This window comes from Streptomyces sp. NPDC048254, assembly GCF_043201895.1.
Classification (GTDB): Bacteria; Actinomycetota; Actinomycetes; order Streptomycetales; family Streptomycetaceae; genus Streptomyces.
This window is the reverse complement of sequence record NZ_JBICZJ010000006.1, coordinates 312,906-330,713: the sequence shown is the minus strand read 5'-3', so window position 1 is coordinate 330,713 and position 17,808 is coordinate 312,906. Positions and strand designations below refer to the sequence as shown.

General features: G+C 68.9%; 15 protein-coding genes and 1 riboswitch. Of the genes, 10 read left to right on the top strand and 5 right to left on the bottom strand.

The window, feature by feature from the left end:
- Positions 1-36: 36 nt before the first annotated feature.
- The gene (locus ACGFZQ_RS19555) at positions 37-399 is read right to left on the bottom strand and encodes an ArsR/SmtB family transcription factor (protein WP_393841395.1); all 363 of its coding nucleotides are present in this window, start codon (positions 397-399) and stop codon (positions 37-39) included.
- 107 nt (positions 400-506) lie between these two features.
- Between ACGFZQ_RS19555 and ACGFZQ_RS19550 the strand changes: the two genes are divergently transcribed.
- Positions 507-1,607 (top strand): NADH:flavin oxidoreductase/NADH oxidase, encoded by a 1,101-nt coding sequence (locus tag ACGFZQ_RS19550; protein WP_393841394.1) that lies wholly within the window; start codon positions 507-509, stop codon positions 1,605-1,607.
- A gap of 328 nt (positions 1,608-1,935) precedes the next feature.
- Here the strand turns inward: ACGFZQ_RS19550 and ACGFZQ_RS19545 are convergent, their stop codons facing one another.
- The 4 genes from ACGFZQ_RS19545 to gcvT all read right to left on the bottom strand — a co-directional run bounded on the left by ACGFZQ_RS19545 (position 1,936) and on the right by gcvT (position 6,305).
- Positions 1,936-3,303, bottom strand: a complete 1,368-nt coding sequence (locus ACGFZQ_RS19545) for an L-serine ammonia-lyase (RefSeq protein ID WP_393841393.1) — start codon at positions 3,301-3,303, stop codon at positions 1,936-1,938.
- A gap of 56 nt (positions 3,304-3,359) precedes the next feature.
- Positions 3,360-4,622, bottom strand: a complete 1,263-nt coding sequence (gene glyA / locus ACGFZQ_RS19540; RefSeq protein WP_393841392.1) for a serine hydroxymethyltransferase — start codon at positions 4,620-4,622, stop codon at positions 3,360-3,362.
- Positions 4,623-4,660: 38 nt separating this feature from the next.
- Complete coding sequence (gcvH, locus tag ACGFZQ_RS19535; protein WP_351739667.1) at positions 4,661-5,038, bottom strand: glycine cleavage system protein GcvH; 378 nt, start codon at positions 5,036-5,038, stop codon at positions 4,661-4,663.
- A 139-nt stretch (positions 5,039-5,177) separates the two neighbouring features.
- The gene (gene gcvT, locus ACGFZQ_RS19530) at positions 5,178-6,305 is read right to left on the bottom strand and encodes a glycine cleavage system aminomethyltransferase GcvT (protein WP_393841391.1); all 1,128 of its coding nucleotides are present in this window, start codon (positions 6,303-6,305) and stop codon (positions 5,178-5,180) included.
- A gap of 157 nt (positions 6,306-6,462) precedes the next feature.
- Positions 6,463-6,561: riboswitch (glycine riboswitch) on the bottom strand.
- Between the two features lie 156 nt (positions 6,562-6,717).
- Between gcvT and ACGFZQ_RS19525 the strand changes: the two genes are divergently transcribed.
- The 9 genes from ACGFZQ_RS19525 (at position 6,718) to ACGFZQ_RS19485 (ending at position 17,772) form a co-directional block, all read left to right on the top strand.
- Entirely contained in the window at positions 6,718-7,410 is a 693-nt protein-coding gene (locus tag ACGFZQ_RS19525) for an AAA family ATPase (protein ID WP_393841512.1), read from the top strand.
- A 103-nt stretch (positions 7,411-7,513) separates the two neighbouring features.
- Positions 7,514-8,305 carry an enhanced serine sensitivity protein SseB gene (locus tag ACGFZQ_RS19520; protein ID WP_382540407.1) on the top strand — a complete coding sequence of 264 codons (792 nt, stop codon included), beginning with the start codon at positions 7,514-7,516 and terminating at the stop codon, positions 8,303-8,305.
- A gap of 177 nt (positions 8,306-8,482) precedes the next feature.
- Complete coding sequence (locus ACGFZQ_RS19515; RefSeq protein WP_351739659.1) at positions 8,483-9,280, top strand: enhanced serine sensitivity protein SseB C-terminal domain-containing protein; 798 nt, start codon at positions 8,483-8,485, stop codon at positions 9,278-9,280.
- A 566-nt stretch (positions 9,281-9,846) separates the two neighbouring features.
- Positions 9,847-10,842, top strand: a complete 996-nt coding sequence (locus ACGFZQ_RS19510; protein ID WP_351739656.1) for an ABC transporter permease — start codon at positions 9,847-9,849, stop codon at positions 10,840-10,842.
- 92 nt (positions 10,843-10,934) lie between these two features.
- Positions 10,935-12,704 (top strand): ABC transporter substrate-binding protein, encoded by a 1,770-nt coding sequence (locus ACGFZQ_RS19505; RefSeq protein WP_393841390.1) that lies wholly within the window; start codon positions 10,935-10,937, stop codon positions 12,702-12,704.
- A gap of 125 nt (positions 12,705-12,829) precedes the next feature.
- A complete protein-coding gene (locus ACGFZQ_RS19500) occupies positions 12,830-13,831 on the top strand; it encodes an ABC transporter permease (protein WP_351739651.1) in 1,002 nt (333 codons plus the stop codon).
- A complete protein-coding gene (locus ACGFZQ_RS19495; protein WP_351739649.1) occupies positions 13,828-14,925 on the top strand; it encodes an ABC transporter ATP-binding protein in 1,098 nt (365 codons plus the stop codon). Before ACGFZQ_RS19500 ends, ACGFZQ_RS19495 begins: the two co-directional genes overlap by 4 nt.
- Before the next feature lie 14 nt (positions 14,926-14,939).
- A complete protein-coding gene (locus ACGFZQ_RS19490; RefSeq protein ID WP_393841389.1) occupies positions 14,940-16,280 on the top strand; it encodes an ABC transporter ATP-binding protein in 1,341 nt (446 codons plus the stop codon).
- Positions 16,281-16,380: 100 nt separating this feature from the next.
- On the top strand, positions 16,381-17,772 hold the full coding sequence (locus ACGFZQ_RS19485) for a M1 family metallopeptidase (RefSeq protein ID WP_393841388.1): 1,392 nt from the start codon (positions 16,381-16,383) through the stop codon (positions 17,770-17,772).
- Positions 17,773-17,808: the final 36 nt, after the last annotated feature.

Below are 17,808 nucleotides of genomic sequence, written 5' to 3'. Positions count from 1 at the left end.
CGGCCGCCGTTGACACGCGGCCGCAGCCCGCCCCGCTCAGGTGCCGTCGGGCCGGGGGCGCCCGGCGACGGCCGCGAGCACGGAGTCGAGCAGGCCAGGGAAGAGGGCGTCCAGGTCGTCACGGCGCAGGCCGTTCATCTTGGCCGTGCCCCGATAGCACTGGGTGATCACGCCGGCCTCCCGCAGCACCCGGAAGTGATGGGTCGATGTCGACTTGCTGACCGCCAGCTCGATGTCCCCGCAGGCCATCTCGCCCGGCGAGCCGGCCAGCGCCTGGACCACCCGCAGCCTCATGGGATCGGCCAGCGCGTGCAGCACCGCCTCAAGACGGACCTCGTCCCGGCGCGGGTGGTTCAGAACCCGGCTCGGGGTGGGCGTGGTGCTCGCGGGTGACGGCATGGCTCCATAGTACGAGACGTTTCGTAGTTGGATGCATGTCGTAGTACGGTGAATCTCGTAAGAGGCGCCGGAAGATTCTGGCGTGCCCCACCCGGAGGAGAATGTCTGTGACCACGCTGTTCCAGCCGTACACCCTGCGATCGCTGACCATCCCCAACCGGGTATGGATGGCGCCCATGTGCCAGTACTCCGCCGCGGCCACCGGGCCGGACACCGGCGCGCCCAACGACTGGCACTTCACTCACCTCGCGGCGCGCGCGGCCGGTGGCACCGGGCTGATCCTCACCGAGGCCACCGCGGTCAGCCCCGAAGGCCGGATCAGCCCCTACGACCTCGGGATCTGGAATGAACAGCAGGTCACCGCGTTCCGGCGCATCACCGCGTTCCTGAAGGAGCAGCAGACGGTACCGGGCATCCAGCTCGCGCACGCCGGTCGTAAGGCGTCGACCGAGCGCACCTGGGTCGGCGGCGGGCCGATCGCCGCGGACGACGAGTTCGGCTGGACCCCGTCGGCGCCCAGCCCGCTCCCCTTCAACGAGGACCACACCGTCCCCGACCAGCTGACTCACGCCGAGATCGCCGAGACTGTCCAGCAGTTCGCCGACGCCGCCCGCCGTGCACTCGACGCCGGCTTCCAGGTCGCCGAGATACATGGCGCCCACGGCTACCTGATCAACCAGTTCCTTTCCCCCTACAGCAACCACCGCACCGACGAGTACGGTGGCTCCTTCGAGAACCGCACCCGCTTCGCCCTCGAAGTCGTCGACGCGGTACGGGCGGTGTGGCCGGAGGAACTCCCGCTGTTCTTCCGTATCTCCGCCACCGACTGGCTCAGCGAGAACCCCGAGGACGACCGCCAGGGCTGGACATCCGACGACACCGTCCGCTTCGCACCCCAGCTCCAGGCCCACGGCATCGACCTGCTCGACGTCTCCACCGGCGGTAACGCCCCCGGAGCCCGTATCCCCGTTGGCCCGGACTACCAGGTCCCCTTCGCCGACCGGGTCAAGGCCGAAACCCAGCTGCCCACCGCAGCCGTCGGCCTGATCACCGACCCTGAGCAGGCCGAGAAGATCCTCGCCAACGACAAGGCAGACGCCGTCCTCCTCGGCCGCGAACTCCTGCGCAACCCTTCCTGGGCCCGCCACGCCGCCCGTCAACTCGGTGGCGACATCCAGGTACCGCGGCAATACCACCGCTCCGTCTGAACCGGCGCCGCTCTCGGGGGAAGCCGGATCGCCGTAGTGCGGTGTCCTGGGATGTACGAGGGCCAGTCGTCGACGGCGTAGCCGTAGGCTTGCCGTCCTCGGCCGCGGCGGGGATCGTCCTTGGCGTAGGGGTTGGTGAGCTCGGCCTGGTAGAAGTCGCCCCTCCGGCAGGCAACCCCCAAGAGCGAAGCGCGGCTGGGACATCCCAGGGACTTTTCAGGGACTTTCACGTCTGTCCCAGGGAGATTTCAGGGACTTTCCGCCGCGTAAGCAGGGAAGGCCCTGACAGCGCTGAAAGATACGAACGCGCTGGTCAGGGCCCACTTCCTCAGCACTCGATGATGTTCACCGCCAGCCCGCCCCGGGCCGTCTCCTTGTACTTGACGCTCATGTCGGCGCCCGTGTCCTTCATGGTCTTGATGACCTTGTCCAGGGACACCTTGTGGGAGCCGTCGCCGCGCATGGCCATGCGGGCCGCGGTGACCGCCTTGACCGCGGCCATGCCGTTGCGCTCGATGCAGGGGATCTGGACCAGGCCGCCGACCGGGTCGCAGGTGAGGCCGAGGTTGTGCTCCATGCCGATCTCGGCCGCGTTCTCGACCTGTTCCGGGGAGCCGCCCAACACCTCGGCCAGCGCGCCCGCCGCCATCGAGCAGGCGGAGCCGACCTCGCCCTGGCAGCCGACCTCGGCGCCGGAGATGGAGGCGTTCTCCTTGAAGAGCATGCCGATCGCGCCGGCGGCGAGCAGGAAGCGGACCACGCCGTCCTCGTCGGCGCCCGGCACGAAGTTGATGTAGTAGTGCAGAACGGCCGGGATGATGCCCGCCGCGCCGTTCGTGGGCGCGGTCACGACCCGCCCGCCCGCCGCGTTCTCCTCGTTCACGGCCATCGCGTAGAGCGTGATCCACTCCATCGCGTGCGCCAACGGGTCGCCCTCGGCGCGCAGTTGGCGCGCGGTGATGGCGGCACGGCGGCGGACCCGCAGGCCGCCCGGCAGGATCCCCTCCCGCGACATCCCGCGCGCGACGCACGTCTGCATCACCCGCCAGATGTCCAGCAGACCCTCGCGGATCTCCTCCTCGGTGCGCCAGGCCCGCTCGTTCTCCAGCATCAGCGCGGAGATCGACAGACCCGTCTCCTTCGCCAGGCGCAGCAGCTCGTCGCCCGTGCGGAACGGGTACTTCAGGACCGTGTCGTCCAGCTTGATGCGGTCCGCGCCGACCGCCTCCTCGTCGACGACGAACCCGCCGCCGACCGAGTAGTACGTCTTGGACAGCAGCTCCGCCCCGGACGCGTCGTACGCCCAGAGGGTCATGCCGTTCGCGTGGTACGGGAGTGTCTTGCGGCGGTGCAGCTTCAGGTCCGCGTCGTAGGTGAACGCGATCTCGTGCTCGCCGAGGAGCGACAGGCGCTTCGTGGCCTTGATCGTCTCGACCCGGTCATCCGCGGTCTCCACGTCGACCGTGCGCGGCGAGGCGCCCTCCAGGCCGAGCAGCACCGCCTTCGGGGTGCCGTGGCCGTGGCCGGTCGCACCGAGCGACCCGTACAGCTCGGCACGTATCGACGTGACGGAGTCCAGCAGCCCTTCGTTGCGCAGGCGCCGTGCGAACATGCGGGCCGCGCGCATCGGGCCGACGGTGTGGGAGCTCGACGGGCCGATGCCGATCGAGAACAGGTCGAAGACCGAGATGGCCACGGGAACTCCTCCGAAAAGGGCGGGGGCACACGCCATCGGGTGCCCCCGCCGGGGAACTACTTGTTCAGACCGGGGTACAGCGGGTGCTTGCCGGTCAGGGCCTGGACCCGGGCCTTCAGGGCCGCCGCGTCGTAGGACGGCTTCAGCGTCTCGGCGATCACGTCCGCGACCTCGGTGAAGTCCTCGGCCGTGAAGCCGCGCGTGGCCAGCGCCGGGGTGCCGATCCGCAGACCCGAGGTGACCATCGGCGGGCGCGGGTCGTTCGGGACGGCGTTGCGGTTGACCGTGATGCCGACCTCGTGGAGGCGGTCCTCGGCCTGCTGCCCGTCCAGCTCGGACTCGCGCAGGTCCACGAGGATCAGGTGGACGTCCGTACCACCGGACAGGACGTTCACACCGGTCTCGCGGGCGTCGGCGGCGGTGAGCCGCTCCGCCAGGATGCGCGCACCCTCCACCGTACGACGCTGGCGCTCCTTGAAGTCCTCCGAGGCGGCGACCTTGAAGGAGACCGCCTTCGCCGCGATCACGTGCTCCAGGGGACCGCCCTGGAACCCCGGGAAGACGGAGGAGTTCAGCTTCTTCGCGAAGGCCTGGCGGGCCAGGATGATGCCGCCGCGGGGACCGCCGAGCGTCTTGTGGGTGGTGGAGGTGACCACGTCGGCGTACGGCACCGGGTTCGCGTGCAGACCGGCGGCCACCAGGCCGGCGAAGTGGGCCATGTCGACCCACAGGTACGCCTCGACCTCGTCGGCGATCCGCCGGAACTCGGCGAAGTCCAGCTCGCGCGGGTAGGCCGACCAGCCGGCGATGATCACCTTCGGCCGGTGCTCCTTGGCGAGCCGCTCCACCTCGGCCATGTCGACCAGGCCGGAGTCGTCCACGTGGTAGGCGACCACGTCGAACTGCTTGCCGGAGAAGTTCAGGCGCATGCCGTGGGTCAGGTGGCCGCCGTGGGCGAGGTCCAGACCCAGGATGGTGTCGCCGGGCTGGGCCAGCGCGAACAGGGCCGCCTGGTTGGCGGAGGCACCGGAGTGCGGCTGCACGTTGGCGTACTCGGCGCCGAACAGCTCCTTCACCCGGTCGATGGCGATCTGCTCGGTGACGTCGACGTGCTCGCAGCCGCCGTAGTAGCGGCGGCCCGGGTAGCCCTCGGCGTACTTGTTGGTGAGGACCGAGCCCTGCGCCTCCATGACCGCGACCGGAGCGAAGTTCTCCGAGGCGATCATCTCCAGGGTGGACTGCTGGCGCTCCAGCTCGGCGTCGACCGCGGCCGCGACCTCCGGGTCGAGCTCGTGCAGGGGCGTGTTCAGAACGGACATCTGTTTCTACGACTCCTCAGCCGGTGTCTGGGCGGCCCTCAGCCGGCGGTGAAGGCGGTGTACTCGTCGGCGGAGAGCAGCTCGGCCGGCTCGTCCGTGACGCGCACCTTGAACAGCCAGCCGCCCTCGAAGGGGGCCGAGTTCACCAGGGACGGGTCGTCCACGACGTCCTCGTTGATCCCGGTGATCTCACCGGTGACCGGCGAGTACAGGTCGGAGACCGACTTGGTCGACTCCAGCTCGCCGCAGGACTCGCCCGCGGTCACGGTGTCGCCGACGGCCGGGAGCTGGACGAAGACGACGTCACCGAGCGCGTTGGCCGCGTGCTCCGTGATGCCGACCGTCGCCACGCCGTCCGCGGCGGCCGACAGCCACTCGTGCTCCTTGCTGTAACGCAGCTGCTGGGGGTTGCTCATGGCCTGAATTCTCCTGTACGCGGGGGAGTGCTGGTGGAAGAGGACTGCTGGAAACGTGCGTGAGCAGCGGAAATGTGCGCAGGGTCACGCGCTGCCGCGCTCAGTGTCTCCCTGTGGATCTGCTTCTGGCGCCGCGGGTCTACTTCTGGCGCTTGTAGAACGGCAGTGCCACGACCTCGTACGGTTCGTGGCTGCCCCGGATGTCCACGCCCACGCCCGCCGTGCCCGGCGCCGCGTGCGCCGCGTCGACGTACGCCATGGCGATCGGCCTGCCCAGCGTGGGGGAGGGGGCACCGGAGGTGACCTCGCCGATCACCTCGCCGCCGGCCACCACCGGGTACCCGGCGCGCGGCACCCGGCGGCCCTCGGCGACCAGCCCGACCAGCACCCGCGGCGGCTTCGCCGCGGCACGGTCGGCGGCCTCCTGAAGCGCCTCGCGCCCCACGAAGTCGCCGTCCTTCTCGAACTTCACCACCCGGCCGAGCCCGGCGTCGAAGGGGGTCAGCGAAGTGGTCAGTTCATGCCCGTAGAGCGGCATGCCCGCCTCCAGGCGCAGGGTGTCCCGGCAGGACAGCCCGCAGGGCACCAGGCCCACCGGGGAACCCGCCTCGGTGAGCGCCTGCCACAGCTGCACCGCGTGCTCGGGCCGCACGAACAGCTCGAAGCCGTCCTCGCCGGTGTAGCCGGTGCGCGCGATCAGCGCCGGGACCCCGGCGACGGTGCCGGGCAGCCCGGCGTAGTACTTCAGGCCGTCCAGGTCGGCGTCGGTCAGCGACTTCAGGATCCCGGGCGACTCCGGCCCCTGGACGGCGATCAGCGCGTACGCGTCCCGGTCGTCCCGCACCTCGGCGTCGAACCCGGCGGCGCGCTCCGTCAGCGCGTCGAGGACCACCTGCGCGTTGGAGGCGTTGGCCACCACCAGGTACTCGGTCTCGGCCAGCCGGTAGACGATCAGGTCGTCGAGGATGCCGCCGTCGGCCCGGCAGATCATGGTGTAGCGGGCGCGCCCGACGCCGACGGAGGCGATGTTGCCGACCAGGGCGTGGTTCAGCAGGGCGGCGGCCTGGGGGCCGGTCACGGCGATCTCGCCCATGTGGGAGAGGTCGAAGAGCCCGGCCCTGGTCCGCACGGCGACATGCTCGTCGCGCTCGGATCCGTAGCGCAGGGGCATGTCCCAGCCGGCGAAGTCGGTCATGGTGGCGCCGAGCGAGCGATGCAGGGCATCGAGCGCGGTACGGCGGAGTGCGGCGGAATCGGAACTGCTCATCGGTCGGTCGTCTCCCAAAGATCCCAGGGCATGACAGGCGAGGTCTGTCCTCCCCATCTGTCATCGGAACCTGAGAGGTTCGCCCTGACCACACCAGTGGTCCTGGCTTGCACCTTGGGTGGGGCCGCTGACACAGCGGCCCGCTTTTCAGATGTGCCTCGCCCGCGCGGTAACGGGGCCTGAGAGATTCAAGGGAGGGACTTGCTCCTTCGGCGCCCCAGCGAAGATTGGCTGGGGACTCTCCCGCGCGGATTCAAACGGCCGGTATGCAGTTGGCGGGCACATCATTGCATGCCGGGCGGAGCTTTGTAACAGGCCTGTGGCCGTAAGCGGACGGAACCGCGAGACACCGTGCATTACCTTCTCTTTACAGTAAGCGGGGAGAACCTTTCCTGAACCCCCAGGGAGGACGATCACGGTGACAAGGACCACGGCATACGCGACGACGACGGGCATCGCCCTGCCCGAGCAGTCGACGGCCCCGGCCCGCGAGCGGTGCGGGGGGCGGCCGGCGCCGGTCGTCCGCGATCTGCGCGACCGGGCAGGGCGCAGCCCGCACGGCCTGCTCTTCGGCCCCCGTGACCTGGTCGTGGTCACCGGGCTGCCCGGCAGCGGCAAGTCCACCCTGATGCACCGCACCGTCCAGGGCACCCGGATCGACTCCCAGGACACCCGCGACCGCTGGGACGCCCGCCTGGCCCGCTTCCTGCCGTACGCCCTCTACCGCCCGCTGGTCCGCCTCGCGCACTACGCCGGACTGCGCCGCGCGCTGCGCACCGGCGAGGGTGTGGTGGTGCACGACTGCGGTACCCAGGCCTGGGTGCGCGACTGGCTGGCCCGCGAGGCCCGCCGCCGCGGCGGCACCCTGCACCTGCTGCTCCTCGATGTCACGCCCGGCACGGCACTGGACGGCCAGCGCGAACGCGGCCGGGGCGTCTCCCGGTACGCGTTCCTGCGCCACCGCCACGCCGCCGCCCGCCTGGTGCGCGCGGTGGAGCAGGGCGGGCTGCCCGAGGGTGTGGGCTCGGCGGTGCTCCTCGACCGGGACGCGGCGGACGTGCTGTGCCGGATCGCCTTCCGGAAGGCGGAGAAGCCCGCCGGGTGAGGCCTTACGGAAAGCGGTGCGTCTGACGGGGTGAGGCATTGTCACAGCCACCCGCTAGCCTTTTCAGTCTCAGCAGCAGCGGTTTCCAGCAGGCGGTAGGCAGATGGACTTCCCGGCGGACATTCCCGCGGACTTCCCGGCACAGGCGCACCCCCACCCGCACGGCGGTTGGCCCGGCAACGAACTGGAGGAGGTGCTGTCGGCCTCCCTCGGCGTCCCCGCGGCGGCGGGCCGCCTCATCGAGGTACTGGCCCGCAGTTTCCTGTGGATCCCGTTGCCGGAGGGCGGCGGCCCGCACAGCGGCCCGCTGGACCTGCCCACCACGGAGATCGAGGGCCGGGTGTACGTCCCGGTCTTCAGCTCCGAGGAGCAGTTCCGCCAGGTGGTCGGCTCCCATCTGTCGTACACGATCGCCCCGGCCGTCGAGTTCGCCCGCGGTCTGCCCCCGCAGGTCGGCATAGCCGTGAACCCCGGGGGAGTGGTGGGCGTCCCGCTGCCGCCGGAGGCGGTCGCCGAGCTGTGCCGGACGGGCCGCAGCGAACTGGACGGCCCCGCCTCGGGCGGCCGGGTCCGGCTCTTCGAACCGGACTGGCAGGACGACCCGATGGACTTCCTGGCCGCGGCCTCCGCCGAGTTCGCGGGGACCGGCGTGGTCGCCACGGCCCGCCGCTGCCTGGCCGCGGTCGAGACGGCGGACCCCGTGATGTTCGTGGGCGTCGAACTCTCCCAGTGGGAGGGGGACATCAGGTCGCTGCCCCTGGAGGCGCTGGGCAAGGCCCTCGGCCGGGTCCCGGTGAAGTGGCCGGTGAACCTGGTCCTGCTGGACGTGGCGGACGACCCGGTGGGCCACTGGATGCGGGAGAACGTCCGCCCCTTCTACCAGTACGGCCACTAGGAACCCCCTAGGGGCAGCCGGCGGTGCCGATGTGGGCTCCGCCGCGTGGGCGCCACCGGCCACCGACCAGCCGCACCCGCCGACGGACCATCGGCCTCCACCCCCTCGGCGCTTAAGCTGTCTCCAAACGCGGGGCGACCTCCAACGCGGGGCAACTCAATGAAGGGGCGGTAACACGTGAGCGCCAGCGGCACCGCGGCGACCGGACAGGTCGAGCACATGCTGCGCCAGGTAACCCCCGGGCGCTACGACGCCTACGAGGCACTCCTCCGCGCCCTCGCCACGCCCTCCTCCGGCCAGATCTGGATGCTGCTCTGGCACGGCCAGGCCGGCTCCCCCGACGCCCAGTACGGGAACATGGAGGTCGACGGCCACGGCTACGCCCCCTGTGTGACCTCGGCCCAGGAACTGTCGGCCAGCGGCTGGAACCGCTCGTACGAGGTCGTCGACAGTCTCGACGTGGCCCGCACGCTCTATCCCGACCACTTCGGCCTCTGGCTCAACCCGCACGCCCCCGGCGGCGGCGTCGGCGTCCCCTGGCTGGATCTGCGCCGGATCGCGACCGGCCTGGACCGCCAGCCCGCGGGGCCGCTGCGGCTCGCGGAACCGGCCATCGAGATCCCGCAGTTCTACGCGCTGCTGTCGCAGAACGCCCACCGCACGCCCGCGATCCGCTCCCTGCGGCGCGCCTGGGTGCAGCCGGCGCTCGGCGCGCCGTATCTCGCGATCGGGCTCGACGTGTACGACACGTCGCCGCCGGCCGTGGACTCGGTGCGGGCGATGATGCAGCAGTCCATCGGGGCGGTGCCGGACGGGCTGCCGGTCTCGACGGTCGCCATGACCGACGAGTACGACCCGGTGGTGATGTGGATGCGCGCGGCGGCACGGCCGTTCTACGACCGCGAGGCGCACGCGGCACTGCCACCGGCTCCGGTGGCCGGGTACGGCTATCCGCCCGCGCCCGGCGGCTACTGAGACGCCGGTCGCCCGGTACCGGCCTTGACCTCGATTTGAGGCCTCGTATTGCCCGTTCAGGATGCGCCCGGCCAACTACCCGTGCATCAAGGCGTGTTGGGCGCTCAGCGTGTTGGCAGTGGGGACGCCGGCGTCCGGTTCCGGGATCCGCCGGGCGAGTTCCCGGGGCGAGGCTGACGAAGGCTCAAGGGACCCTGAAATGTCGTCATTTGTGCCTGATGGGCCCTGTGTCCGATGGGTCGATTGTCCCGATTGGTCAGGCGGATGATTGCCGGGCAATGACCGCGAATGCTTCCATGTTGTTTCTGTGGCGTGAAGTGAATCACTCCTCCGGTCCGGGGCGGTGGGCCTTGTGTTCGCCCCGCGTGATCCCGCGTCCGCATAACGGGAAACCGCTGCTTGCATCACGGTTGCGCATCCATTCGCCGTCAAGTCTGGCGACTGATCACCTGGGCGTTTAAGACTCCCATCGCTAGGGGTTCGCCCTCTGTGTGACTGATCGTTCGAGGCCGCTACCAGCGGCAAACGCGCGCCGGCTACCGCCGGTTGAGAGGGGTCCCTGCCAGATGACGGCGCCATTGCACGACACGACCGCGGAAGCGGCCCCCACTGTGTCGCCGGAGACGGGAGGCGGCACGAAGATCGAGGGCCGCACCCTCAAGCAGATCGCCTGGCGCCGTCTGAAGCAGGACAAAGTGGCGCTCGCGGGGGGCGTCTTCGTGGTCTTCCTGGTACTGGTCGCGCTCTTCGCTCCGTTGATCGTCTCGCTGCTCGGCCATCCTCCGAACGAGTTCCACCAGGAGAAGCTGGACCCGTTCACCAACCTTCCTCAGGGCGCTTGGGGCGGTGTAAGCGGTGACTTCCTCTTCGGTGTCGAGCCCAACAAGGGGCGGGACGTTTTCAGCCGCATCATCTACGGTGCCCGTATTTCGCTCCTCGTGGCCTTTCTCGCCGCGGTGGTCGCGGTGGTCCTCGGCACGCTGTTCGGTGTCGTGGCGGGCTACTTCGGAGGCTGGGTCGACTCGCTGATCAGCCGCATCATGGACGCCCTGCTCTCCTTTCCGCAGTTGCTGTTCATCATCTCCCTGGTCTCGGTCCTCCCCGACGACCTGCTGGGTCTGACCGGCTCGGGAGTGCGCATCGCTGTCCTCGTCCTGGTCATCGGCTTCTTCGGGTGGCCCTACGTCGGCCGCATCGTCCGCGGTCAGACGCTCAGCCTCAGGGAACGCGAGTACATCGAGGCCGCGCGAAGCCTGGGCGGCGGGCGTCGGCACATTCTGTTCAGGGAACTGCTGCCCAACCTCGTCGCACCGATCCTGGTGTACGCGACGCTCATGATTCCCACCAATATCCTCACCGAGGCGGCCCTCAGCTTCCTCGGAGCGGGTGTGCGGCCGCCGACCGCGTCATGGGGCGGCATGCTCCGTGACGCGCTGCAGACCTACGAGCACGACCCGATGTTCATGGTCTTCCCCGGTGTCACGATCTTCGTCACCGTCCTTGCTTTCAACCTTTTCGGGGACGGTCTGCGTGATGCGCTGGACCCCAAGGGAACACGCTGACGCACCTCTTGCCCCTGCCTTACTGTCAGGTGGCTCTCTTCATGGTTCTCCGGCACAGGCCCGGGAACGCGGATCTCGGAGGTTACGAGAAAATGTCCACAGGTTTCCCGAGGCGGCGACTTGTCGCCGGTGCGTCTCTCGTGGTGGCAGCGCTGGTGGGTACCACCGCGTGCGGCGGCAGCGGGGACGACAACGACAGCAAGGACAAGGGTGCCGGGTTCAACGCCGCCCTGAACAAGGTCGTCAACGCGTCCAGCAAGAAGGGCGGGACGCTGAAGTTCATCGGCAAGCAGGACTTCGACTCCCTTGACCCGCAGCGCACTTACTACGGCATGACCTGGGACTTCATGCGGTACTTCACCCGCACCCTGGTCACCTATGACACCAAGCCGGGTAACGCCTCCAACAAGCTGGTCGGCGACCTGGCCACCGGTCCCGCGCAGGTCTCCGCCGACGGCAAGACCTACACCTACAAGCTCCGCTCCGGTCTCACCTGGGAGGACGGCTCCAAGCTGACCTCCGCGGACATCAAGTACGGCATCGAGCGTATCTGGGCCACCGATGTGATCACCGGAGGCCCGGCGTACATCAAGCAGACCCTCGACCCCAAGGGCGAGTACAAGGGTCCGTACAAGGACAAGACCAAGGACAAGCTGGGTCTGAAGGCCATCGCGACCCCCGACGACCAGACCATCGTCTTCAAACTGCCCAAGCCGAACGCCGACTTCGAGCAGTTCCTCGCCATGCCCACCGGCGCACCGGTCAAGGCGAGCAAGGACACGGGTGCCAAGTACACCCAGCACCCGTTCTCCTCGGGTCCGTACAAGGTGCAGTCCTACGACGCCGGCAAGAGCCTGACGCTGGTCCGCAACACCGCCTGGAACAAGGCCTCGGACCCGATCCGTCCGGCGCTGCCCGACAAGATCACCGTGACGATCTCCGCCAACCTGGAGGAGAACGACAAGAAGCTGATGGAAGGTGACTACGACCTCGACGTCAACGGCACCGGGATGACCCAGTCGGGCCGTATCACCGCGGTGGAGGACCACCGGGCGGACGTCGACAACATCCAGACCTCCTTCGTCCGGTACGTGGCGCTGGTCCACTCGGCGAAGCCGCTGGACGATGTCCACTGCCGCAAGGCCGTCTTCTACGCGACCGACTTCGCGGGCCTGCAGCAGACCCGTGGCGGTGTCCAGGCGGGCGGCGAGATCGCCAACTCGGTCTTCCCGAAGTCCATCCCTGGCTACTCCGACTACGACCCCTACGGGATCCTGGCCCGCAAGGGCAAGCCGGACCTCACCAAGGCCAAGGACGAGCTGAAGCAGTGTGGCAAGCCGAGTGGCTTCTCCACCAAGATCACGGCGCGGACCAACAACCCGTCCGAGGTGGACACGGCCGAGGCCCTGCAGGAGCAGCTCGCCAAGGTCGGCATCAAGATCGAGGTCGACTCGATCGACGGTGCCCAGTCCTCCAGCATCACCGGCTCGCCGAAGGTCGTGAAGGCGCGCGGCTACGGCATGACGATGAGCGGCTGGGGCCCCGACTTCCCCACCGGCCAGGGCTACGGCCAGCCGCTGTTCGACAGCCGCTTCATCTTCGACAACGGCAACTACAACGAGTCGCAGATCAAGGACCCGAAGATCGACAAGCTCTTCGACGAGGCGATCGCGTCGACCGACCCGGCCAAGTCCACCGCGTACTACGAGGAGATGAACAAGCAGCTCATCGACAACGCCGACTGGATGCCGTTCATCTACGAGAAGAACGTCTCCTGGCGCGGTCCGCGTCTGACGAACATCTACTCGTCCGCTGCCTTCAACGGCCGCTACGACTACGTCTCGCTGGGCGTCGTCAAGTAGTCGACGGACACCCGAAGTGATCGCACCCTCGCCGCCGAAACCCGCCAGTCCGAAGGGCAGGTGATGGCCCTGGCGGTGGTCGGGACCTCCCACGAGGAGGCCCGGCCACCGCCGGGCCGCACACAGTGCTTGCTTATCTCATCCGGCGTCTGTTCGCCATAATCGTCATGGTGCTGGTCGTTCTGCTCGCGACCTTCACCGTCTTCTACGTCCTTCCCAAGTGGGCGGGCCAGGACGTCGCCGTCCTGTTCGCGGGCAAGGCCACCGGGGCCGAACAGATCGAGGGCATTCGCACCAAGCTCGGTCTCGACCAGCCGGTGCTCGTGCAGTTCTGGGACTTCATCAAGGGCATCCCGCTGGGTCGTGACTACGCCAACGGAAACGACGTCACGCACTGCCCCGCGCCCTGCTTCGGCTACTCCTTCGTCACCGAGAAGCCGGTGTGGGACACCTTGAAGGAGGCGATGCCCGTCACCGGCGCGCTCGCCGCCGGCGCGTGTGTCCTGTGGCTGGTCGCGGGTGTCGCCGCCGGTATCGTCTCCGCGCTCAAGCGGGGCTCGTTCTGGGACCGTGCCGCGATGGTCGGCGCGCTCGGGGGTGTCTCCCTGCCGGTCTTCTTCACCGGCATGGTGGCCATGGGTCTCTTCGTGCACAGCCTCGGCTGGATCCACCTCAAGGACGACCTCAACACGGGCGACTCCATCGGGGTGTGGTTCGAGACACTGCTCCTGCCATGGATCGTGCTCGCCCTGCTCAACGCCGCGATGTACGCACGCCTCACCCGGGCCACCATGCTCGAGGTGCTCGGAGAGGACTACATCCGCACCGCCCGGGCCAAGGGACTCGGGGAGCGGGTGGTCATCACCCGGCACGCCCTGCGCTCCGCGATGACCCCGATCCTCACCGTCTTCGGCCTGGACATCGGTGCGCTGCTCGGCGGTGCCGTGCTGACGGAGTCCACTTTCAACCTTCCTGGCCTCGGCCTCGCCGCGGTCCAGGCGATCAGCAGTCATGACCTGCCGGTCATTCTCGGGGTGACCCTGTTCGCGGCCCTCGCGATCGCCGTCGCCAACCTCGCCGTGGACCTTCTGTACGCTGCCATCGACCCGCGAGTGAGGCTGGGATGACCGAACTGCACCGAAGCGGAGCGGCTGTGGGGGAGCCCACGCTCACCTCGCCCGCCCCGACGTCCTTCCTGGAAGTGCGCGACCTCAAGGTGCACTTCCCGACCGACGACGGCCTGGTCAAGTCCGTCGACGGGCTCAGCTTCACGCTGGAGAAGGGCAAGACCCTCGGCATCGTGGGCGAGTCCGGCTCCGGCAAGTCGGTGACCTCGCTCGGCATCATGGGCCTGCACACCGCCGGCCAGTACGGCAAGCGCAAGGCGCAGATCTCCGGCGAGATCTGGCTGGACGGCACCGAGCTGCTGTCCGCCGACCCCGACCACGTGCGCAAGCTGCGCGGCCGCGACATGGCGATGATCTTCCAGGACCCGCTGTCCGCGCTGCACCCGTACTACACGATCGGCAAGCAGATCGTGGAGGCGTACCGGATCCACCACGACGTCGACAAGAAGACCGCGAAGAGGCGTGCGGTCGAGATGCTCGACCGGGTGGGCATCCCGCAGCCGGACAAGCGCGTCGACAGCTACCCGCACGAGTTCTCCGGCGGTATGCGCCAGCGCGCGATGATCGCGATGTCGCTGGTCAACAACCCCGAGCTGCTCATCGCGGACGAGCCGACGACCGCCCTGGACGTGACCGTCCAGGCGCAGATCCTCGACCTGATCCGGGATCTGCAGACGGAGTTCGGCTCCGCCGTCATCATCATCACCCACGACCTGGGCGTCGTCGCCGAGCTCGCCGACGACATCCTGGTGATGTACGGCGGCCGTTGCATCGAGCGCGGACCGGCCGAGAAGGTGTTCTACGAGCCCCGCCACCCCTACACCTGGGGCCTGCTCGGCTCGATGCCCCGTCTCGACCGTGAGCAGCAGGACCGCCTGATCCCGGTCAAGGGCTCCCCGCCCTCACTGATCAACGTTCCGTCCGGCTGCGCCTTCAACCCGCGCTGCCCGTACGCCGACGTCCCGAAGGACAACGTCACCCGCACGGTCCGCCCCGAGCTGACCGAGGTCGGCAGCCAGCACTGGGCCGCCTGCCACATGACGCAGGAGCAGCGGGAGCGGATCTGGACCGAAGAGATTGCGCCGAAGCTGTGAGCGAGGACAAAGCGGTGACCATCCCTGCGCAGAGCGAAGGTGCCACCCTCACCAAGGACGCCGCCCCCGGCGAGACCCTGCTGAAGGTGACCGGGCTCCAGAAGCACTTCCCGATCAAAAAGGGCCTGCTCCAGCGGCAGGCCGGTGCGGTGCACGCGGTCGACGGACTCGACTTCGAGGTCAAGTCCGGTGAGACGCTGGGCGTCGTGGGCGAGTCGGGCTGCGGCAAGTCGACGATGGGCCGGCTGATCACCCGGCTGCTGGAGCCGACCGGCGGCACGATCGAGTTCGAGGGCAGGGACATCACCCACCTCGGTGTGGGCGCCATGCGTCCGCTGCGCCGCGACGTGCAGATGATCTTCCAGGACCCGTACTCCTCGCTGAACCCGCGCCACACCATCGGCACGATCATCAGCACTCCCTTCAAGCTCCAGGGCGTCACGCCCCCGGGTGGTGTCAGGGCGGAGGTCCAGCGGCTGCTGTCGGTCGTGGGCCTCAACCCCGAGCACTACAACCGCTATCCGCACGAGTTCTCCGGCGGTCAGCGCCAGCGCATCGGCATCGCCCGCGCGCTCGCCCTGAACCCGAAGCTGGTCGTGGCGGACGAGCCGGTCTCCGCGTTGGACGTGTCGATCCAGGCCCAGGTCGTCAACCTGCTGGACGACCTCCAGCAGGAGCTCGGCCTGACGTACGTGATCATCGCGCACGACCTCTCGGTGGTCCGGCACGTCTCGGACCGGATCGCGGTGATGTACCTCGGCAAGATCGTGGAGCTGGCCGACCGCGAGTCGCTGTACAAGGCGCCGATGCACCCGTACACCAAGGCGCTCATGTCGGCGGTGCCGATCCCGGACCCGCGGCGCAAGAACGCCAAGAGCGACCGCATCCTGCTCAAGGGCGACGTGCCCTCGCCGATCTCGCCGCCGAGCGGCTGCCGCTTCCACACCCGGTGCTGGAAGGCGACGGAGATCTGCAAGACGACCGAGCCCAAGCTCGTCGAGCTGAAGCCCGGTCAGCAGGTCGCCTGCCACCACCCGGAGAACTTCGAGGACCAGGCCCCGCAGGACACGGTGCTGCTGACCGTGGCCAAGGAGGCGGCCGAGCTGGTCGCCGACGAGGTGCTGGCGGAGTCGGCGGAGACGTCCGCGGCGGTGGCCGCACTGGAGGCGGAGATGGCCGCCGAGACGGAGACGCCGGAGACGGTCGCCGAGGCGGAGACGCCGGAGACGGTCGCCGAGACGGAGACGCCGGAACCGGCCGCCGAGGCCGAGGCACCGGAGACGGCCGAGGAGTCCGAGGCTGCCGACGCCTCCACAGGTGAGGCACAGAACTCCCAGGAGTCAACGGAGAAGTAGCCCATGACACAACTGGGTAAAGGCATGTACATGCCCTAACGGGAGGGCGCAGAGTCGACCGTGTCTGTTCGCTGACCAGCACGCTCGAAAGGGACGACTCATGCGCCTCTCCCGTTCGGCACGTCTGGCGGCTGTCGCTACCGCGGCAGCCGCCTCCTTCGTCATCGCGGCCGCCCCTGCCCCCACCCCGGGCGCCGCGGGCATCGATGACCCCTACTTCCCGCAGCTCGGCAACGGCGGCTTCGACGCCCGCCACTACGACCTCGACGTGGCGTACAACCCGGACACCGACCGCCTGGACGGCCTCACCACCCTCACCGCCCGCGCCACCCAGAACCTCTCCTCCTTCGATCTCGACCTCCAGAAGCTGGAGGTCACGCGTGTCGAAGTGAACGGCAGACGCGCCCAGTTCACGCGCACCGGCGACGAGATCACCGTCACGCCGAGGAACCCGCTGCCCAAGGGGCACGAGTTCACCGTCTCCGTCACCTACGGCGGGATACCCGAGGCCCTCAACGGCCCCATCGTCTTCGGCTCCGACTACGGCTGGATGAAGACCGCGGACGGCGTCTTCGTCGCCTGCGAGCCCAACGCCGCCTCCACCTGGTTCCCGTCCAGCGACCACCCCTCCGACAAGGCCACCTACGACATCCGGATCAAGGCGCCGAAGGGCCTGACCGGCGTCTCCAACGGCCGGCTGGTCTCGACGTACGACAAGGGCGCCTCGACGTACAGCCATTGGCGTGAGAACAGGCCCATGGCGACCTACCTCGCCACCGCCACCATCGGGAAGTTCGATGTCCGGACGGGGAAGACGCCCTCCGGCATCCCGATCTACGTCGCCATCGACCCGGTCCTCGCGAACAGCAACAGCGTCGACGTGTACGCCGTGACGGCCGCCGCCACCGACTACTGGTCGCAGGTCTTCGGGCCGTACCCGTTCGAGGAGACCGGCGCGATCGTCGACGACATGCCGGAGGCGGGGTTCTCGCTGGAGGTGCAGAGCAAGCCGGCCTACTCGGCGGTGCGCAACGAGACGACCATCGTGCACGAACTGGCCCACCAGTGGTTCGGCGACTCGGTGAGCGTGGCGCAGTGGAAGGACATCTGGCTCAACGAGGGCTTCGCCACCTACGCCCAGTGGCTGTGGGCGGAGCACCAGGGCACCCGCTCGGCCCACGACTCCTTCCTGGCCGGCTACAACTCCCGCGCCGCCGACAACCCCTTCTGGGGGACCGTCGTCGCCGACCCGCAGCGCGACACCATGTTCGCCTCCGCCGTCTACCAGCGCGGTGCGATGACCCTCCAGATGCTGCGCGAACGGATCGGGGACACCGCGTTCTTCAAGCTGCTCCCCGCCTGGACGAAGCTGCACCGCTACGGCAACGCCGACACCGCCGACTTCATCCGGCTCGCGGAGCAGGTCTCCGGGCAGCAGCTGGACGACCTGTTCCAGACCTGGCTGTTCACCACAGGGAAACCCGCCCTGTGAGCCTGGCTTTGTAAGGTTCATGCACCCTGACAGGTC

Coding starts and splice junctions, on each gene's coding strand:
- ACGFZQ_RS19555 (WP_393841395.1), bottom strand. CDS start 399: ATGCCGTCACCCGCGAGCACCACGCCCACCCCGAGCCGGGTTCTGAAC.
- glyA (WP_393841392.1), bottom strand. CDS start 4,622: ATGTCCGTTCTGAACACGCCCCTGCACGAGCTCGACCCGGAGGTCGCG.
- gcvH (WP_351739667.1), bottom strand. CDS start 5,038: ATGAGCAACCCCCAGCAGCTGCGTTACAGCAAGGAGCACGAGTGGCTG.
- gcvT (WP_393841391.1), bottom strand. CDS start 6,305: ATGAGCAGTTCCGATTCCGCCGCACTCCGCCGTACCGCGCTCGATGCC.
- ACGFZQ_RS19520 (WP_382540407.1), top strand. CDS start 7,514: ATGGACTTCCCGGCGGACATTCCCGCGGACTTCCCGGCACAGGCGCAC.
- ACGFZQ_RS19510 (WP_351739656.1), top strand. CDS start 9,847: ATGACGGCGCCATTGCACGACACGACCGCGGAAGCGGCCCCCACTGTG.
- ACGFZQ_RS19505 (WP_393841390.1), top strand. CDS start 10,935: ATGTCCACAGGTTTCCCGAGGCGGCGACTTGTCGCCGGTGCGTCTCTC.
- ACGFZQ_RS19495 (WP_351739649.1), top strand. CDS start 13,828: ATGACCGAACTGCACCGAAGCGGAGCGGCTGTGGGGGAGCCCACGCTC.
- ACGFZQ_RS19485 (WP_393841388.1), top strand. CDS start 16,381: ATGCGCCTCTCCCGTTCGGCACGTCTGGCGGCTGTCGCTACCGCGGCA.